Here is a 16,003-nt window from a genome sequence, read left to right as displayed (position 1 = left end):
GCTTCGCCGGTCCCTCGCGGGGCGGTTACAGGCCCCAGCGCAGAGCGGCCGTGTGGACCGGCGCGTCCCACAGCTCGGTCAGCTCGTCGTCCAGCTTCAGCAGCGAGATGGATGCGCCCTGCATCTCCAGCGAGGTCACGTAGTTGCCCACGAGCGACCGGCTGAGGGTGATGCCGCGCTCGTCGAGCACCTCGGCGGCGCGCCGGAACAGGATGTAGAGCTCGGACAGCGGGGTGCCGCCCATCCCGTTCACGAACAGCAGCACCGGGGAGCCGTCGAAGGACAGGTCGGCGAGGATCGCGTCCATCATCCGGTCCACCAGGCGGTCGGCGGGCTCCAGCTTGATCCGCTCGCGGCCCGGCTCGCCATGGATGCCCACGCCGAACTCGATCTCGTCCTCGGGGAGCACGAAGCCCGGCTCGCCGGCGTGCGGGACCGTGCCGTCGGTCAGCGCGAGGCCGATCGAGCGGACGTTCGCGTTCACGCGCTCCGCCATGGCGGTCACGGCGTCGAGGTCGTCGCCGCGGTCGGCCGAGGCCCCCGCGATCTTCTCGACGAGCACCGTGCCCGCGACGCCGCGCCGGCCCGCGGTATAGAGGGAGTCCTGCACGGCGACGTCGTCATTCGTGACGACGGACCGCACGGTGATGCCCTCGGCGCCGACCAGGTCGGCGGCCGTCTCGAAGTTCAGAACGTCGCCGGTGTAGTTCTTCACGATGTGGAGCACGCCCGCTCCGCCGTCCGCGGCCTTGGTGGCCTCGACGATCGGCATCGGCGTCGGCGAGGTGAAGACCTCGCCCGGCACGGCGGCATCCAGCATCCCCTTGCCGACGAAGCCGGCGTGGAGGGGCTCGTGACCGCTGCCGCCTCCGCTGACCAGACCGACCTTGCCCTGTACGGGGCCGTCGGCCCGGGAGACGAACTTCGGATCCTGCGACACCTTCACGATGTCGGCGTGAGCCCGGCCGAACCCCGCGAGGGACTCGGTCACGACGTCGGGTACGTCGTTGATGAGCTTCTTCATCGAAACCCTTCCTTCCACTGCTGTCAGTGCGTCGCCGCCACCCACTCGTCGAGCTTCGCGGCCGCAGCCCCGGAGTCGATCGCCTGAGCCGCGACCGCCATTTGCGAACGGAATCGATCCAGGATGGACACCTGGACCCTCGACGGGTCGGACGCGAGCTCGTAGGAAACGAGCCCGGCCGCCGCGTTGAGCAGGACGATGTCGCGCACGGGGCCTTCTTCGCCCGCGAGCACGGCACGCACGACCGCCGCGTTGTACGCGGCGTCCTTCCCGAGCAGGTCGTCGATCCGCGCCCGGGGGATGCCCAGGTCGCGCGGATCGATGTCGTGCTCGGTGACGAGGCCCCGGGAGACCTCCCAGACGTGGCTGTGACCGGTGGTCGACAGCTCGTCGAGCCCGTCGTCGCCGCGGAAGACCAGCGCGGTCGCCCCGCGGGTCTGGAACACGCCGACGATGAGCGGGATGCGGTCGAGCGTCGCGACGCCGACCGCGGACGCCTCGGGCCGCGCCGGGTTGCACAGCGGGCCGAGGTAGTTGAAGACGGTGGGGACGCCGAGCTGCGCCCGCACCGGGCCGGCGTGGGCGAATCCGGGGTGGAAGGCGCTCGCGAAGGCGAAGGTGATCCCGGCGACGCGCAGCACCTCCGCCACCCGATCGGCGGACAGAGTGAGGTCGATGCCGAGTGCGGCCAGCACATCCGACGATCCGGACGAGGAGCTCGCGGCGCGGTTGCCGTGCTTGATGACGGGGACGCCGGCGGCCGCGGCGACGATGGACGCGGTGGTCGAGACGTTCACGGTGCCGAACCGGTCGCCGCCGGTGCCCACGATGTCGAGGGCCATCGGGTCCACATCCAGCGGGACGGCGTGATCCAGGATGGCGTCGCGGAACCCGACGATCTCGTCGACGGTCTCCCCCTTGGCCCGCAGGGCGATGAGGAACGCGGCCAACTGGGCGTCCGTCGCCTCGCCGGTCATGACCTGGTCCATGGCCCACGCCGCGTCCGCCACGCTCAGGTGCTCCCCGGCCAGGAGAGACGTCAGCACGGACGACCAGGACTGCGTGTGGACCATGCTGCGATCCTATCGGCGGGCGACACGCCACGGCGATACCGGCCGCCGGGCGCCCACTGAGGCTGTCCTAACCGGAAATCCGGTCGATTCAAGCCCCCTGGGTGGGAAAACCATGGGTTCTTTTCAGCCATAATGGGTTACGTGACGAGCACCTCCCTTTCTCCCTCAGCGAGTGCGCCGGCGATCAACCGGCCCAATGTCGTGGCCGTCGGCACGATCGTCTGGCTCGGCTCGGAGGTGATGTTCTTCGCGGGCCTGTTCGCGATCTACTTCACCCTCAAGTCGACGTCGCCGGATCTGTGGGCCGCTGAGACGCAGCACCTCAACATCCCGTACGCGGCGACCAACACTCTGATCCTGGTGCTGAGCTCGGTCACCTGCCAGTTCGGCGTGTTCGCCGCCGAGCGCATGCAGCCGCGCCGCACGGGCGGCCTGCTGCAGTTCTGGCGCTGGGGAATGGTCGAGTGGTTCACCCTCACCTACCTCATGGGCGCCGTCTTCGTCTCCGGCCAGGTGCTCGAGTACGCCACCCTGGTCTCCGAGGGCATCTCGCTCAGCTCGAACGCCTACGGTTCGGCGTTCTACCTGACGACGGGCTTCCACGCCCTCCACGTCACGGGCGGCCTCATCGCCTTCCTGCTCGTGATCGGCCGCGCGTTCGCGGTCAAGATCTTCGGCCACAAGGAGGCGACCAGCGCCATCGTGGTCTCCTACTACTGGCACTTCGTCGACGTCGTGTGGATCGGGCTGTTCGCGGTCATCTACATCATCCGATAGGAAACAGGAGCGTTCTTCACCCCATGCGTCCGCACACCCCCAGCACCGCCAAGCCGGCCCGGAAGGCGAAGCCCGCGCGCAAGGCCGGCCGTCGTCACCCGCTGGCCACCGTCGCGCTCCTCGCCATCGGCCTGGGCCTGACCGGCGGCGCCTACGCCGCGTTCACCACCACCACGGCATCCGCCGACGAGCCTCAGGTCGCCGCCGCGAGCCAGAGCTCGGTGGACGAGGGCAAGAAGCTGTTCCAGGCCAACTGCGCCACCTGCCACGGGCTCGACGCCCAGGGCACCTCCGTCGCGCCGAGCCTCATCGGCGTCGGCGCCGCTGCCGTCGACTTCCAGGTCGGCACCGGCCGCATGCCCATGCAGATGCAGGGCCCGCAGGCGCAGGAGAAGCCGGTCCAGTTCACCGACGACCAGGTCAAGGCGCTGGCCGACTACGTCGCCTCGCTCGCGCCGGGGCCGTCCATCCCGGAGCAGAAGTACCTCGACGGCAAGGGCGACGCCGCCCACGGCGCCGAGCTGTTCCGCATCAACTGCGCGATGTGCCACAACGTCGCCGGCGCCGGCGGTGCGCTCACCGAGGGCAAGTACGCCCCGCCGCTCACCGGCGTCAGCGCCGAGCACATCTACGAGGCCATGGTGACCGGTCCGCAGAACATGCCCGTGTTCAACGACCTCAACATCACGCCGCAGGGCAAGGCCGACATCATCACGTACCTGAAGTACATCCAGAACAACCCCTCCCCGGGCGGCTTCGAGCTGGGCAACCTCGGCCCCGTCGCCGAGGGCCTGTTCCTCTGGATCTTCGGTCTGGGCGCGATCGTCGCCCTCACCGTGTGGATCACGGCCAAGAGCAACTAGCCGGCACCGCATCAGGCACGACACAGCGTAAGAAGGAGAGCAATGGCACAGGACGACAACGGCGGTCACGAGCTGACGCCCGCGCGTTCGTCTGAGGAGCGCCGGACCGGCGACCCCGGCACCGCGGTGATCATCCGCGACGCGGTCGAGAACCCGGGATTCCCGCCGCACCGACCGCGCGTCACCGACCTCGACCCGCGCAAGGAGCGGCGCGCCGAGCGCACCGTCTACACGCTCTTCTACCTGTCGATCGCGGGTTCGATCTGGGCGGTCGCCGCCTACATGGCCTTCCCGATCGTCGACGGCGACCCGGGCTCGGTGCGCCTGAACAACCTGTTCATCGGCATCGGCGGCGCACTCGCCCTCCTCGCCATCGGAATCGGCGCCGTCCACTGGGGCAAGGCGCTCATGCACGAGAAGGAGGGCGTCGACCTCCGTCACCCCGTCCGGGGCAGCGAGGCGACCACCGAGCGCGCGGCGGAGATCTTCCGCCAGGCCGACGAGGAGTCCGGCTTCAGCCGCCGCACCCTAGTGCGCAACAGCCTCATCGGTGCGCTGATCGCGTTCCCGCTCCCCGCCGTCGTCCTGTTCCGCGGCCTCGCGCCCGAGAACATCGACCCGGTCGAGGAGCTCTCCCAGACCATGTGGGCCAAGGGCGTGCGCCTCACGCGCGACCCAACCGGCACCCCGATCAAGGCCTCCGACGTCACGCTCGGCAGCGCCTTCCACGTCATCCCCGAGGGTCTGAACGAGGCCCCGGACATGCTGGAGCAGAAGGCCAAGGCCGCCGTGCTCCTGATGCGCCTCAAGCCCGAGGACCTGCACGTCTCCAAGGGCCGTGAGAACTGGAACTACGACGGCATCGTCGCCTACTCCAAGATCTGCACGCACGTCGGGTGCCCGGTGGCGCTCTACGAGCAGCAGACCCACCACCTGCTCTGCCCGTGCCACCAGTCGCAGTTCGACATCACGCACGAAGCGCAGGTCATCTTCGGACCGGCGAAGCGGCCGCTGCCGCAGCTGCCGATCACCGTCGACGCCGATGGCTACCTGGTCGCCCGTAGTGACTTCCACGAGCCCGTCGGCCCGAGCTTCTGGGAGCGCCATTGAGCACCACGACCGCCGCACCCGCGGCAACGACGACGGTCAAGAAGGGCGGGTTCACGGCAGCAGCCGCGAACTACCTCGAAGACCGCACCAGCATCTCAGGCGCCGTCAAGGAGTTCGGTCGCAAGATCTTCCCCGACCACTGGTCCTTCCTCCTCGGCGAGGTCGCGCTCTACAGCTTCATCGTGATCCTGCTGTCGGGCACCTTCCTGACGTTCTTCTTCCAGGCCTCCATGGCGGAGGTGACCTACAACGGCTCGTACGTGCCGCTGAAGGGCATCGAGATGTCCTCCGCCATGCAGTCCACGCTGAACATCTCGTTCGAGGTGCGCGGCGGCCTGCTCGTGCGCCAGATCCACCACTGGGCGGCGCTGCTGTTCGTGGCGGCCATCGGCCTGCACATGCTCCGCATCTTCTTCACGGGGGCGTTCCGCAAGCCGCGTGAGCTCAACTGGGTCATCGGCTTCGTGCTGTTCATCCTCGCGATGGCCGAGGGCTTCACCGGCTACTCGCTCCCGGACGACCTGCTCTCGGGCAACGGCCTCCGCATCATCGACGGGCTGATCAAGGGCCTCCCGGTGGTCGGCACCTGGATCTCGTTCCTCCTCTTCGGCGGCGAGTTCCCGGGAACCGCTATCGTCGGCCGTCTGTACACGCTGCACATCCTGCTGCTCCCCGCGCTCGTGGTCGCGTTCATCGCGCTGCACCTCATGTTCGTGGTCATCCACAAGCACACGCAGTACGCGGCTCCCGGTCGCACGCAGGGCAACGTCGTCGGCTACCCGGTCCTCCCGGTGTACGCCGCCAAGGCCGGCGGGTTCTTCTTCATCGTGTTCGGTGTCGTGGTGCTCCTCGCGTCGCTGTTCACCATCAACCCGATCTGGACCTACGGCCCGTACGACCCCTCCCCGGTGTCGGCGGGTACCCAGCCGGACTGGTACATCGGCTTCGCAGACGGCGCGCTGCGTCTCGTCCCGCCGGGCTGGGAGTTCGTGTGGCTCGACCGCACCTGGTCGTTCAACATCATCATCCCGGTGGCGATCCTCGGTCTGTTCATCGTGACGGTCATGTTCTACCCGTTCCTCGAGGCCTGGATCACCGGCGACAAGCGCGAGCACCACATCCTGGACCGTCCGCGCAACGCGGCCGCCCGCACCGCGGTCGGCGCGGCGGGTGTCACGTTCTACGCCGTCTTCTGGGCGGCGGCGAGCTCGGACCTCATCGCGACGCACTTCAAGCTGACGATGGAGGGCGTGATCCACACCCTGCAGGCGCTGCTGTTCCTCGGCCCGCTGATCGCCTACGTGGTGACGAAGCGCGTCTGCCTGGCCCTGCAGAAGAAGGACCGCTCGATCGCCCTCCACGGGTACGAGAGCGGCCGCATCGTGAAGCTGCCCGGCGGCGAGTTCATCGAGGTGCACGAGCAGCTGAGCGACTACGAGCGCTGGCGTCTCGTCTCCTTCGAGACCTACGAGCCGCTGATGCTCCGCCCGAACCGCCGCGGCAAGATCACCGCCGCGAACCGGGTGCGCGCAGGACTGTCCCGCTGGTTCTTCGAGGACCGTCTCGTGCCGCCGACCCGCGGCGAGCTCGAGTCGAGCCACGACAGCCACTGACGGCCATCCCTCCGACGAACGCCGGCGCGAACCATCGCGCCGGCGTTCGTCGTTTCTCTCGCACTTCCGCCCGCTGAGCTCTTCACGCTCGCGTAACTTCCGGAGAACCCTCCATGGCCCTGGACCTGCCGCGACTCGCCGCCTGGCTCCGCTGCCCCGTGTGCGCGGCCGACCTGGTGCCCGTCGACCGGCTCACGCTCGGGTGCGCGAACGGTCACCGGCACGACGTCAACAAACGGGGCTTCGTGTCGCTCCTCGGGCCCGGTTCGAAGCATCTCGGCGACACCGCCGAGATGCTCGACGCGCGCGACGTGGTGCTGGAGGGCGGCGCCTACTCCCCCATCGCCGACGCCGTCGCGGCAGCGACGACGGGCGTGCGCATCCTGGACGCCGGCGCGGGCACCGGCTACTACCAGCGCGCGGCGCTCGGCGCCGACCCGGCACGCTCGGGCCTCGCCATGGACCTCTCCCCCCAGGCCGTCGCCCGCGCCGTGCGCGCCTCCGACCGGACAGACGGCCTGGTGGCTGACACGTGGAGCCCGCTCCCCGTGCGCTCGGCGGTCGCGGACACCGTGCTGGACGTCTTCGCCCCGCGCAACCTGCCCGAGTTCCACCGCGTGCTCGCCCCGGACGGCGTCCTGGTCGTCGTCGTGCCCCGCGCCGACCACCTGGGCTCCCTCCGCGCCGCGGGAACCATGCTCGACATCCCCGGCGACAAGGCGGACGACGTGGTCCGTGCCGCAGAGCCCCTGTACGCCCTCCTGAGCCGCGAATCGGTCGCGTACGACCTCGCGCTCACGGACGCCCTCCGCCGATCTCTCGTGGGCATGGGCCCGTCCGCGCGCCACGCCGCCAGCGCGACCGCCGCATCCACCCCGGTCGACGCCACCCGCGTGTCCGTCGACGTCTTGCGCCTCACGCGCCGCTGACGCCGCCTCCGCCGGCCTCCCCGCCCGAACAAGGGGTCGCAACACGCCGTTGTCGCCGCGCCATAACGGCGTGTTGCGCCCCTTCGTCGCCTGCGCGCGGCGTCACGTGCCGTGACTGCTGCGGTTCGGAACGGCTGCGCCCGCGCGCGCACGCGCACACGTGACGAACAGCAGCAGTCATCGTCGTGGCGTGCGGCTCCGGCATGCCGGAGCGCCCGCTGCCAGCGGCCGCCCGCGCAGCGGGCACGCAGACGCAGCGGGCCCGCAGACGCAGCGAGGGCCGCCTCCCGGGGGAGGCGGCCCTCGTGTGCGCGGGTCGTGGGGGGTGCGGGTTACCGGGCGAAGTAGCCGCGGTAGTACTCGTAGACCCAGCCGACGATGCAGATGAGGCTGAAGGCGACGCCGATGTAGCAGATCCAGAAGCCGACAGCGAGGCCGAGGATGACCAGGCCGGCGCCGAAGGCGAGGGCGATCGGCCACCAGCTCCACGGGCTGAAGTGCCCGAGCTCCGGGTCACCGTCGTCGATGTTCGCGTCGAGGCGGTCCTCCGGCAGCTCGCCGCCCTGGGAGGCGTGCGAACGGCCGACGTAGAACGCGATGAACGCGGACAGGACGGCGGCGAGGAGCATGCCGACCGTACCGACCCACTCCACGTTGCGGTGGAACTCGTCGAGCAGGTTCCACAGCGTGTAGACCACCGCGGACAGGACGAAGAATGCCGAGAGGATCCAGAACAGGATGGCATTGGCGCGCATTGTTACTTCACCTCGTCATTCGCGACGTCGTGCACGGGGGCGTCGGGGGCGTCCTTCGCGGGACCCACACCGATCGGGATGCCCGCCTCGGGGTGGTTCAGGTCGAACGCCGGCGACTCCGAACGGATGCGCGGGATCGACGTGAAGTTGTGCCGCGGCGGCGGGCAGCTGGTCGCCCACTCGAGCGAGCGGCCGTAGCCCCACGGGTCGTTCACGGTGACCTTCGGGGCGTTGCGCGCCGTCAGGTACACGTTCACGAAGAACGGGATCATCGAGATCGCGAGGATGCCCGCGCCGATCGACGAGACCTGGTTCATCCAGGTGAAGCCGTCGGACGGCAGGTACGTCGCGTAGCGTCGCGGCATGCCGACCACGCCCAGCCAGTGCTGGATGAGGAACGTCGTGTGGAAGCCGATGAACAGAAGCCAGAAGTGCCACTTGCCCAGCCGGTCGTTGAGCATCTTGCCCGTCCACTTCGGCCACCAGAAGTAGAAGCCGGCGAACATCGCGAAGACGACCGTTCCGAAGACGACGTAGTGGAAGTGCGCCACCACGAAGTAGGTGTCCGACACGTGGAAGTCGAGCGGCGGGGACGCCAGGATGACACCGGTCAGACCACCGAAGGTGAAGGTGATCAGGAAGCCGATCGACCACAGCATCGGCGACTCGAACGTCAGCGAGCCGCGCCACATCGTGCCGACCCAGTTGAAGATCTTCACGCCGGTCGGGACCGCGATGAGCATCGTCATCAGCGAGAACCACGGCAGCAGCACCGAGCCGGTGACGTACATGTGGTGCGCCCACACGGTGACCGACAGCGCGGCGATCGAGATCGTCGCGTAGATCAGCGTCTTGTACCCGAAGATCGGCTTGCGGCTGAAAACCGGGAAGATCTCGGACACGATGCCGAAGAACGGCAGCGCGATGATGTACACCTCGGGGTGGCCGAAGAACCAGAACAGGTGCTGCCACAGCAGGGCCCCGCCGTTGGCGGCGTCGTAGATGTGGGCGTCGAACACGCGGTCGGCGGCGAGGGCGAAGAGCGCCGCGGCCAGCACCGGGAACGCCATCAGCACGAGGATCGAGGTCACCAGGGTGTTCCAGGTGAAGATCGGCATCCGGAACATGGTCATGCCCGGCGCGCGCATCGTGATGATCGTGGTGATGAAGTTCACCGCACCGAGGATGGTGCCGAAGCCCGAGAGGCCGAGGCCCAGTACCCAGAGGTTTCCGCCGAGCCCTGGTGAGAACGTCGTGCTCGACAGCGGCGCGTAGGCGAACCATCCGAACGAGGCGGCACCCTGCGGGGTGAGGAAGCCGGCGACCGCGATCAGCGAGCCGAACGAGTAGAACCAGTAGGCCAGCGCGTTGAGTCGCGGGAAGGCGACGTCGGGGGCGCCGATCTGCAGGGGCATGAGCACGTTGGCGAAGCCCGCGAACAGCGGCGTCGCGAACATCAGCAGCATGATCGTGCCGTGCATGGTGAAGAGCTGGTTGTACTGCTCCTTGGTCTGCACGACCTGCAGACCCGGCTCGAACAGCTGGGCGCGGATGATGAGCGCCATCACGCCGCCGATGAGGAAGTACACGAACGACGAGATCAGGTACATGTACCCGATCGTCTTGTGGTCCGTCGACGTGATGTAGTTCACGAGGATGTTGCCCTTGCGCTCCACACCGTTCGCGGTGAGGAACGTAGGCGCGGGCCGCGGGGCGGTGGTGGCTCCCGGTGCCGGTGCTGTCGTCGTCATCAGTGCGTCCTACTCGTTGCCGCCCTGGGGGCCCGACGGGGCTCCCCTTCCCGGCAGGTTCTGGTTGCGGTCGTACTCGGAGCCCAGCTGACCGGTGTAGCCCTGGTCCTTCAGGCTCTGGATGTGCGCGTCGTACTGCGCCTGCGACACGATCTTCACGTTGAAGAGCATCGCGGAGTGGTACTCGCCGCAGAGCTCGGCGCACTTGCCCACGAAGGTGCCGGTGCGGCCGGTCGTCTCGAAGTACATGTAGTTGGTCTTGCCCGGGATGACGTCCTTCTTGTAGAGCATCGCGGGGACCCAGAAGGAGTGGATCACGTCGCGCGAGTCGAGCTGGATCGTGATCTTCTTGTTCTCGGGCAGGTACAGGGTCGGGACCTCGCCCTCCTGCACGGAGCCGGGGGTCGCGCTGTTGTCGTCCGGCTGCACCTGGATGCCCGGGTCGTAGACGTTGTCGGTCACGTAGTTGAAGTCCCACGCCCACTGCTTGGCATAGACCTGGATCTTGAGGTCCGGGTCCGCGTAGGGCTTCTCGATCGCCGCCTGGTCACGGGCGGTGAAGGCGAAGAAGCCGAGCACCAGGATGAGCGGCACGATCGTGTAGAAGATCTCGATCGGCATGTTGTAGCGCAGCTGCACCGGGAGGCCGGTCTGGCCCTTGCGGCGGCGGTAGACGATGACCGCCCAGAGGATGAGCCCCCAGACGACGATGCCGACGATCAGGAGGACGATCCAGCTCGTCACCCACAGGCCGCTGATGCGCTCGGTGTGGTTCGTGACGGGCGGCTCGCCCGCGACGAAGCCCGGGAGGAATCCGTGCAGCTGGGCCTGAGTGCAGCCCGCGAGCGCCACGACGAGCGTCGCGGCGATCGGGATGGCAGCCCATCGGAGACGGCGATTGTGACGCACCGGTGACCTTTCGAGTGACTACTGGGACAGTTCACATGCAACTGTATGTGGCTGTGTCTACCCTACTCCGACTGACACCCTGATCCGAACAAAAGGGCCGCCCCGAGAGGGGCGGCCCGATGTGGATTCCTGTGTTATATGACGGCCCCGAAGGGCCCTCCGCGGAGGCTCAGTGGAACGAGTCGCCGCAGGCGCAGGAGCCGGTCGCGTTGGGGTTGTCGATGGTGAAACCCTGCTTCTGGATCGTGTCCTCGAAGTCGATCGTGGCCCCGTCGAGGTACGGAACGCTCATCTTGTCGACGATGACCTCCACCCCGTCGAAGTCGACGGTCGCGTCCCCGTCGAGCATGCGCTCGTCGAAGTACAGCTGGTAGATCAGACCCGAGCATCCACCGGGCTGGACGGCGACGCGCAGACGCAGGTCGTCGCGGCCTTCCTGCTCGAGCAGGCTCTTGACCTTGGATGCCGCGGTGTCGGTCAGGCCGACTCCGTGGGCCTTGGTCGCGGTCAGCGTTGTGTCGGTCATGGGGCTCCTCACAAAGGATGGTTCGGACTCCGGAAGGAAATCTGCGTCGATTGTACGTCGCCCAGCCGGAAATCCGCTCAGGATCCGCTGCGGCCGTTCAACCGGGCCAGCAGCAGCGCCTCGGTGAGGATCGCCCGCTTGAACACGCCGAGGTGCAGCGACTCGTTCGGGCTGTGCGCCCGCGTGTCCGGGTCCTCCACTCCCGTGACGAGGATCTGAGCCTCCGGGAAGTCGCGCACAAGGTCGGCGATGAAGGGGATTGAGCCGCCGATCCCGGTCTCGACCGCCTCCGCGCCCCACGCGTCCGTCATCGCGCGCTTGGCCTCGGTCGCCGCCCATCCGGCCGTGTCGACGAGGAACGGGTCGCCCAGGTCGACGTCGTCGATCGCGATGTGGGCGCCGAACGGCGCGTGCGCCCGCAGGTGGCGCTCGAGCGCCTCGTACGCCTCCCGGGCGGGCTGCCCGGGCGCGACGCGCGAGCTGATCCGCACGGCGACGCTCGGCAGGAGGGTGTTGGAGGCGTTCGCCACGCTCGGTGCGTCGATCCCGGTGACGGTGATGGTCGGCTGCGACCACATCCGCGAGAGCACCGGCCCCGCGCCGATGCTGGTGACGCCGTCGAGGAACGCGGCGTCCTCGGCCAGCTGCGCCTCGCTGAACGCGGGCGGCTCCGCGGCGTCCGTGTACGAGGTCATGCCCTCGACGGCGACCGACCCCTTCTCGTCGTGCAGGGTGGCGAGCAGGGTGACCATCGCGAGCATCGCATCCGGCGCCGCCCCGCCGTACATGCCGGAGTGCGACGCGTGCTCGAGCGTCGACACCGTCAGGCGGAACGTGACGTTTCCGCGGAGGGACACGGTGAGCGCCGGGGTGTCGACGTCGACGTTGTCCGAGTCGGCGACCACGATCGCGTCGGCGCGCAGGGCGTCCTGGTTCTCTGCGAGGAACGAGGAGAACGAGCGGGAGCCGAACTCCTCCTCCCCCTCGATGAAGACGGCGAGCCCGACCTCGAGATCGTCGCCGAAGGTCTCCTTCAGCGCCCGGACGGAGGCGACGTGCGTCATCACGCCGGCCTTGTCGTCGGCGGCCCCGCGGCCGTAGAGGCGGTCGCCGCGCACGGTCGGCTCGAACGGCGGGGTGTCCCAGTTCGCCTCGTCGCCCTCGGGCTGCACGTCGTGGTGCGCGTAGAGGAGGACGGTGGGCCGGCCGTTCCGGGCGGCGCGGGTGGCGAGCACGGCTGGCTGGCCGAGCGTGCCGCTGTCCCCGATCGGCGCCTGCTTGACCTCGACGCGGTCGAAGACGCCGGTCTCCGTCAGCAGGGCGGCAACGGCGTCGGCGCTGCGGCGGACGTTCTCCGGGTCGAAGGCGGACCACGACACCGAGGGGATGCGGACGAGCTGGGAGAGGTCGGCGACGGCCGAGGGGATGCCCGCTTCGACCGCAGCGCGGACCGCCTGCTCGTCGGCAGCGGAGGTCACGGTCGCCGCAGGGCCCTCGGTCGGCGCGTCGGTGGGCGGAACTGGGGTCTGCTGGCTGTCTGTCATGCGGGTAATCTTAAGCGGACCCCACAAGCGAAGGCTCGAAGTTGGCAAAGCGACAGAACCCGGCCGAGGCGGAGACGCCCGTCGCCGAGACCCCCGAAGAGACGGCCGCCCGTCTGAAGCAGGGCAAGGGCGCTCCGACGCCCTCGCGCCGTGAGCAGGAGGCCGCGCGCAAGCGCCCGCTCGTGCCCACGGACCGCAAGGAGGCCGCCCGCGTCGCCCGCCAGAAGCAGGCGGAGGCGCGCGAGAAGGCACGGCTCGGGATGGCCGCCGGCGACGACCGCTATCTGACCGCTCGCGACCGCGGCCCGCAGCGTCGCTACGTGCGCGACTACGTCGACGCCCGGTTCTCGATCGGCGAGTTCCTCATCCCCGTGATGCTGATCGTGATCGTGCTGACCTTCCTCCCGTGGCCGGCGATGCAGGTCTACGGACTGTTCGCCCTCTGGGGGTTCTTCGCGGTCGCGGTCATCGACTGCGTGGTGCTCGGCTTCCTGATCCGGCGCCGCGTCGGCGAGAAGTTCGGCGCGACGAAGGTCGAGCGCGGCCTGCGCTGGTACGGCGCGATGCGCGCCCTGCAGCTGCGGGTGATGCGCCTGCCGAAGCCGCAGGTCAAGCGCGGCCAGTTCCCGAGCTGACGTGACGATCGTCGCGGCGGCGGACGGCTCCGCCCTGGGCAACCCGGGGCCGGCCGGCTGGGCCTGGTACGTGGACGACGACCACTGGTCGGCGGGTGGATGGCCGCACGGCACGAACAATCAGGGCGAGCTGATGGCCGTCATCGACCTCCTGGAGGCGACGGCGCACCTCGGCGAGGACCTGCACATCTTCTGCGACAGCCAGTACGTCATCAACGCGGTGACCAAGTGGATGCCGGGCTGGAAGCGGAAGGGCTGGCGCAAGGCCGACGGCGCTCCCGTGCTCAACCGCGAGCTGCTCGAGCGGCTCGATCGCGGCCTGCAGGGGCGCACGTACCGCTTCGAATGGGTGAAGGGCCACGCCGGCCACGAGCTCAACGAGGCAGCCGACGACCGTGCGCGCGCCGTGGCGGTGGCCTACCAGAAGGGCGACCCGATCCCGATCGGTCCGGGCTGGCCCGACCCGGGCGCGAAGCAGGCGACCATCGCCGAGCAGGCGACCATCGCCGAGCAGGCGACCGGCGGCCCGAGCGGCGAGCCGTCGTTCACCGCATCCGCGGCGCCCGCGCCGACCGCACCCGCAGCACTGGCCGACGAGGCCCTCGAACTCGACCTCTTCGACACCCTCACCGCGGAGGAGACCGACGAGGAGCTCGTCGCCCGGCTGGAGCGCGAACTCGTCGAGCCGTCCGTCCGCTCCGACGCCTCGCGGCTGGCCGAACTGCTGCACCCCTCCTTCGAGGAGATCGGACGCTCCGGCCGGCTCTGGGCGCGTGACGCGATCATCTCCGAGCTGGCGGTCGACGACGCGCCGGCCGCGGGCATCGAGGTGCTCGGTGTTGACCGCGTGGCTCAGGATGCGCTGCTCCTCACCGCCCGGACGACGGATGCGCGCGGCGCGACCCTGCGCAGCTCCCTCTGGGTGCGCTCCTCGGGCCGCTGGCGCCTACGCTTCCACCAGGGGACGCCGGAGGCGTAGCAGGCCGCGGTTGATCTCGCGGGCCCACAGCGGTCCGCGGTACAGGAATGCCGTGTAGCCCTGCACCAGGGTCGCTCCGGCATCCAGCCGCTCCTGCACATGCTCGGCGGTCTCGACGCCGCCCACCGAGATGACGCACAGCTCCGGCGGCACCACGGCGCGGATGAGGCGCAGCACCTCGAGCGAGCGCGCCGCGAGCGGGGCGCCGCTGAGTCCCCCGGCGCCCGCGGCCTCCACGACGGCGGGGTCGGTGGCGAGCCCGTCGCGGGAGATCGTCGTGTTCGTCGCGATGATGCCGGCGAGCCCGAGCTCGACCGTCAGCCGCGCGATCCGCTCGACCTGCTCGTCGGTGAGGTCGGGGGCGATCTTGACCAGCAGCGGGGTCTCCCCCGCGACCTCGGCGACCGCCCGGAGCAGCGGCGCGAGGAGGTCGAGCTCCTGCAGTCCGCGCAGCCCGGGGGTGTTCGGGGAGCTGACGTTGACGACGAGGTAGTCGGCGACCGGCGCGAGGGCGCGGGCGCTGGTCAGGTAGTCGGCCGTGGCGTCCTCGACGGCGACCACGCGCGACTTGCCGATGTTGACGCCGAGCACGGGACGCTGCCGGGCGCGGCGGACGTGCAGCAGCCGGTTCGCGGCCGCGCCGGCGCCGTGGTTGTTGAAGCCCATCCGGTTGATGACCGCGCGGTCCGGGATCAGGCGGAACAGCCGCGGCTTGTCGTTGCCCGGCTGCGGCCGGGCGGTGATGGTGCCCACCTCGACGTGGCCGAAGCCGAGGGCGCCGAGGCCGAGAACCCCCTCACCGTCCTTGTCGAAGCCCGCGGCGACGCCGAACGGCGAGTCGAACCGCAGGCCGAGCGCCTCCACGGCGAGCGACGGGTCGGGCGCGGTGAACCGGCGAGCGAGCCCGCCGAGACCCAGCGCCGGGAGGGCGCGGATCACCACGAAGGCGAGGTGATGGGCCCGCTCGGGGTCGAGCCGGGACAGGACGAGGTCGAAGAGTGCGCGATACATGCCGGTCTGAGAATACAGGCCGACCGGTTACGGCGCGTCCACCGGTTCCGGCTGGTGCGCCAGCCGCAGCGAGCGGATGGCCTCCTCGAAGTCGTCGAGGGAGTCGAAGCCCTGGTAGACGCTCGCGAAGCGGAGGTACGCCACCTCGTCGAGCTCGCGGAGCTCGGGCAGGATGGCGAGCCCGATGTCGTTCGCCTCGATCTGCGACGCGCCCGTCGAGCGGATGGTCTCCTCGACCTTCTGCGCCAGCACGGCAAGGTCGGAGTCGGTGACCGGGCGGCCCTGGCACGCCTTGCGCACACCCAGCACGATCTTCTCGCGGCTGAACGGCTCCGCGACCCCGCTGCGCTTGATCACGCTGAGGCTGGCCGTCTCGGTCGTGGAGAAGCGGCGTCCGCACTCCGGGCACTGCCGGCGGCGGCGGATCGAGAGCCCGTCGTCGCTCGTCCGCGAGTCGATCACGCGCGAATCGGGGTGGCGGCAGAAGGGGCAGAACATGGAGGG

At 69.5% G+C, this 16,003-nt stretch carries 16 protein-coding genes; 7 read left to right on the top strand and 9 right to left on the bottom strand.

The features are described 5' to 3' along the window. Positions 1 to 25: 25 nt before the first annotated feature. Together dhaK and trpD are read right to left on the bottom strand one after the other, a co-directional pair. The gene (gene dhaK, locus ACTJI1_RS05725; protein ID WP_310129807.1) at positions 26 to 1,024 is read right to left on the bottom strand and encodes a dihydroxyacetone kinase subunit DhaK; all 999 of its coding nucleotides are present in this window, start codon (positions 1,022 to 1,024) and stop codon (positions 26 to 28) included. Between the two features lie 23 nt (positions 1,025 to 1,047). Further along, positions 1,048 to 2,097, bottom strand: coding sequence for an anthranilate phosphoribosyltransferase (gene trpD, locus ACTJI1_RS05720; protein WP_440741862.1), 1,050 nt, complete (start codon positions 2,095 to 2,097; stop codon positions 1,048 to 1,050). Between the two features lie 132 nt (positions 2,098 to 2,229). On the opposite strand from trpD, the gene ctaE reads away from it, so the two are divergent. From ctaE to ACTJI1_RS05695, 5 genes are all read left to right on the top strand, one after another. Beyond that, entirely contained in the window at positions 2,230 to 2,874 is a 645-nt protein-coding gene (ctaE, locus tag ACTJI1_RS05715) for an aa3-type cytochrome oxidase subunit III (protein ID WP_310129810.1), read from the top strand. 23 nt (positions 2,875 to 2,897) lie between these two features. Further along, entirely contained in the window at positions 2,898 to 3,737 is an 840-nt protein-coding gene (qcrC, locus tag ACTJI1_RS05710; RefSeq protein ID WP_310129812.1) for a cytochrome bc1 complex diheme cytochrome c subunit, read from the top strand. A gap of 42 nt (positions 3,738 to 3,779) precedes the next feature. Then, on the top strand, positions 3,780 to 4,847 hold the full coding sequence (gene qcrA / locus ACTJI1_RS05705; protein WP_310129814.1) for a cytochrome bc1 complex Rieske iron-sulfur subunit: 1,068 nt from the start codon (positions 3,780 to 3,782) through the stop codon (positions 4,845 to 4,847). Then, a complete protein-coding gene (gene qcrB, locus ACTJI1_RS05700; RefSeq protein WP_310129816.1) occupies positions 4,844 to 6,460 on the top strand; it encodes a cytochrome bc1 complex cytochrome b subunit in 1,617 nt (538 codons plus the stop codon). Before qcrA ends, qcrB begins: the two co-directional genes overlap by 4 nt. A gap of 113 nt (positions 6,461 to 6,573) precedes the next feature. Further along, positions 6,574 to 7,389, top strand: a complete 816-nt coding sequence (locus ACTJI1_RS05695; RefSeq protein WP_440741861.1) for a putative RNA methyltransferase — start codon at positions 6,574 to 6,576, stop codon at positions 7,387 to 7,389. Positions 7,390 to 7,721: 332 nt separating this feature from the next. Here the strand turns inward: ACTJI1_RS05695 and ACTJI1_RS05690 are convergent, their stop codons facing one another. From ACTJI1_RS05690 to ACTJI1_RS05670, 5 genes are all read right to left on the bottom strand, one after another. Continuing rightward, positions 7,722 to 8,144: a cytochrome c oxidase subunit 4 gene (locus tag ACTJI1_RS05690; RefSeq protein ID WP_310129818.1), complete on the bottom strand. Its 423-nt coding sequence runs from the start codon at positions 8,142 to 8,144 to the stop codon at positions 7,722 to 7,724. Between the two features lie 2 nt (positions 8,145 to 8,146). After that, positions 8,147 to 9,895, bottom strand: coding sequence for an aa3-type cytochrome oxidase subunit I (gene ctaD, locus ACTJI1_RS05685; RefSeq protein WP_310129820.1), 1,749 nt, complete (start codon positions 9,893 to 9,895; stop codon positions 8,147 to 8,149). Between the two features lie 9 nt (positions 9,896 to 9,904). Continuing rightward, positions 9,905 to 10,804, bottom strand: coding sequence for an aa3-type cytochrome oxidase subunit II (gene ctaC, locus ACTJI1_RS05680; protein ID WP_310129821.1), 900 nt, complete (start codon positions 10,802 to 10,804; stop codon positions 9,905 to 9,907). Between the two features lie 169 nt (positions 10,805 to 10,973). After that, positions 10,974 to 11,330 (bottom strand): iron-sulfur cluster insertion protein ErpA, encoded by a 357-nt coding sequence (erpA, locus tag ACTJI1_RS05675; protein WP_064109297.1) that lies wholly within the window; start codon positions 11,328 to 11,330, stop codon positions 10,974 to 10,976. Positions 11,331 to 11,407: 77 nt separating this feature from the next. Next, the gene (locus ACTJI1_RS05670; protein ID WP_440741860.1) at positions 11,408 to 12,874 is read right to left on the bottom strand and encodes a dipeptidase; all 1,467 of its coding nucleotides are present in this window, start codon (positions 12,872 to 12,874) and stop codon (positions 11,408 to 11,410) included. A gap of 41 nt (positions 12,875 to 12,915) precedes the next feature. On the opposite strand from ACTJI1_RS05670, the gene ACTJI1_RS05665 reads away from it, so the two are divergent. Continuing rightward, complete coding sequence (locus tag ACTJI1_RS05665) at positions 12,916 to 13,509, top strand: DUF3043 domain-containing protein (RefSeq protein WP_310129826.1); 594 nt, start codon at positions 12,916 to 12,918, stop codon at positions 13,507 to 13,509. Position 13,510: 1 nt separating this feature from the next. Further along, on the top strand, positions 13,511 to 14,488 hold the full coding sequence (locus ACTJI1_RS05660) for an RNase H family protein (RefSeq protein WP_440741859.1): 978 nt from the start codon (positions 13,511 to 13,513) through the stop codon (positions 14,486 to 14,488). Here ACTJI1_RS05660 and ACTJI1_RS05655 read toward each other — a convergent pair. Both ACTJI1_RS05655 and nrdR read right to left on the bottom strand, forming a co-directional pair. Further along, on the bottom strand, positions 14,456 to 15,499 hold the full coding sequence (locus ACTJI1_RS05655; RefSeq protein WP_440741858.1) for a quinone-dependent dihydroorotate dehydrogenase: 1,044 nt from the start codon (positions 15,497 to 15,499) through the stop codon (positions 14,456 to 14,458). The genes ACTJI1_RS05660 and ACTJI1_RS05655 overlap by 33 nt on opposite strands. A gap of 27 nt (positions 15,500 to 15,526) precedes the next feature. Further along, on the bottom strand, positions 15,527 to 15,997 hold the full coding sequence (gene nrdR / locus ACTJI1_RS05650) for a transcriptional regulator NrdR (protein ID WP_310129832.1): 471 nt from the start codon (positions 15,995 to 15,997) through the stop codon (positions 15,527 to 15,529). Positions 15,998 to 16,003 lie beyond the last annotated feature (6 nt).

This window comes from Leifsonia sp. 22587 (genome assembly GCF_052044215.1).
In the GTDB taxonomy this organism is placed as follows: domain Bacteria; phylum Actinomycetota; class Actinomycetes; order Actinomycetales; family Microbacteriaceae; genus Leifsonia; species Leifsonia shinshuensis_C.
Note: the sequence above shows the minus strand (reverse complement) of the source record. Positions and strands in the feature narration are given on the sequence as shown.